At 70.8% G+C, this 1,554-nt stretch carries 3 protein-coding genes and 1 pseudogene; 2 read left to right on the top strand and 2 right to left on the bottom strand.

The genetic code is table 11. From position 1 onward, the window contains the following. On the top strand, nucleotides 1-198 hold a 198-nt coding region (locus QK444_RS36180; protein WP_282786611.1), incomplete at its 5' end, for a M24 family metallopeptidase. A gap of 22 nt (nucleotides 199-220) precedes the next feature. Here QK444_RS36180 and QK444_RS36175 read toward each other — a convergent pair. Both QK444_RS36175 and QK444_RS36170 read right to left on the bottom strand, forming a co-directional pair. After that, the gene (locus QK444_RS36175) at nucleotides 221-880 is read right to left on the bottom strand and encodes a PhoU domain-containing protein (RefSeq protein ID WP_282786609.1); all 660 of its coding nucleotides are present in this window, start codon (nucleotides 878-880) and stop codon (nucleotides 221-223) included. A 94-nt stretch (nucleotides 881-974) separates the two neighbouring features. Beyond that, nucleotides 975-1,394 carry a PPOX class F420-dependent oxidoreductase gene (locus tag QK444_RS36170; protein WP_029927955.1) on the bottom strand — a complete coding sequence of 140 codons (420 nt, stop codon included), beginning with the start codon at nucleotides 1,392-1,394 and terminating at the stop codon, nucleotides 975-977. Between the two features lie 65 nt (nucleotides 1,395-1,459). On the opposite strand from QK444_RS36170, the pseudogene QK444_RS36165 reads away from it, so the two are divergent. Beyond that, a pseudogene (locus tag QK444_RS36165) lies at nucleotides 1,460-1,554 on the top strand (oxidoreductase); the annotation flags it as partial.

Genomic DNA, 1,554 nt, shown 5'->3' with positions numbered 1-1,554 from the left:
ATCGGCCTGTCGGTGCACGAGGAGCCCTACATCGTGGCGGGCAACGACATTCCGCTCGCGGCGGGGATGGCTTTCAGCGTCGAACCGGGCATCTATTTCGCCGGTGAGTGGGGCGCCCGCATCGAGGACATCGTCGTGGTGACCGAGGACGGCTGTGAATCGGTCAATACCCGCCCGCACGGCCTGACCCGGCTCTAGCGGGCCGCGGACGCGCTCGGCGTCAGGGTTCCACCTGCGCCGAGAGCGGAATCCCGGTGTGCAGGAAGCGGATCAGGCGTCCGATGCGGACGCAGTGGGCGGCGCAGCGGTCGTAGTGCTGCGCCAGCAGGGCCACGTCCACCGCCATGGCGGCGCCGTGCGTCCAGCTGGTGTCGCCGACCACCCGCAGCACTTGGCGATGCAGCCGGTCGAGGGTGTCGTCGGCGGGAATCGGCGCCAGATCCGGGGAGGGCGGTCGGGCGACGATGGCCGCCACCGCGGCGGCGGCCAGATGCGTGGTGGCCGTGGCCATTCCGGTCAGCAGGGTGACCACGTGCGGCGGCGCCACGGGCAGCGGGTGGCGGCGCACCACGCTGTCGGCCACCCGGCTGAGTGCGCCGCCGATGCCGTTGAGGTCGTCGGCGATCTGGATGGCGGTCACCACATGGCGCAGATCGCGTGCGACGGGCGCCTCCAGTGCCAGCAGGATGACGGATCTGTCCTCGCAGGTGGCGTGCTTGGCCTGGAGCTGCTCCTCGAGGGCGAAGACCTCGTAGGCGGCGCCCAGATCGGTATCGGTCAGCGCGGCCGTGGCCCGCTCGGTGGCCTCGTGCGCGAGTCGCGCCATGTGGGCGAGCTCATGGGTCAGCGTGGTGAGCTCGTAGGAGAATTTCGTCCGCACGGAGTTATCTTCGCTGCCGAGTGGACGGGACGCACAAATTAGCGAAATGGACCGGCGGGTATGCGAATTCGGAGTGACAGGACCCCGATGCGATTCAGTGCGCGGCCGCGCCGCCGTTCTTCAGCGTGCCGCTCGACAGCACCCGCTGCACCTTGATGGCGATGACCACCCGGTTCGGATTCTCCCGCGGCACCCGGTAGCGCCGCGCGTACCGCCGCTCCGCGTCGGCCACGCTCACCGCGTCGTCGAGCACCTCGGCCGGACCCTCCAGGGTGAGCCACCGGGGGCCGTCCACCTGACTCACCGCCGCGTACCCCGACCGGCGCACATTGCGCACCTTCACCTTGTCGTCGCTGGTGATCACCCGCGCGACCCCGGCCTCCGGATCCCAGGTGAAGCCCACCGCCACCACATGCGGGGTGCCGTCGGCGCGCAGCGTGCTCAGCGTCGCCAGATGGCGTTCGGCGACGAATTCGAGGGCGGCGGCGGAGAGCTCGGGGCGCGGAGTCGGCATGGTCCGACGCTACCAACTCCGGGCGGCGGCCGGACGGCACCGGTCCCTTTGGCAGACTGAACGCCATGGCCGAGATCGACGATGGCGTGGTGCTGGTGCTGGGTGGGCGCAGTGAGATCGGGGTGGCCGTGGCACGGCGGCTCGCACCCGGGCGGGTCGT

Origin of the sequence: Nocardia sp. CC201C, assembly GCF_030010695.1 — a bacterium.
GTDB classification, from domain to species: Bacteria; Actinomycetota; Actinomycetes; order Mycobacteriales; family Mycobacteriaceae; genus Nocardia; species Nocardia otitidiscaviarum.
This window is presented reverse-complemented; position numbering and strand designations above follow the sequence as displayed.

Excerpts from the sequence above, each read along its gene's own strand:
- QK444_RS36170 (WP_029927955.1), bottom strand. The coding sequence starts at position 1,394 with ATGCCGACTCCGCGCCCCGAGCTCTCCGCCGCCGCCCTCGAATTCGTC.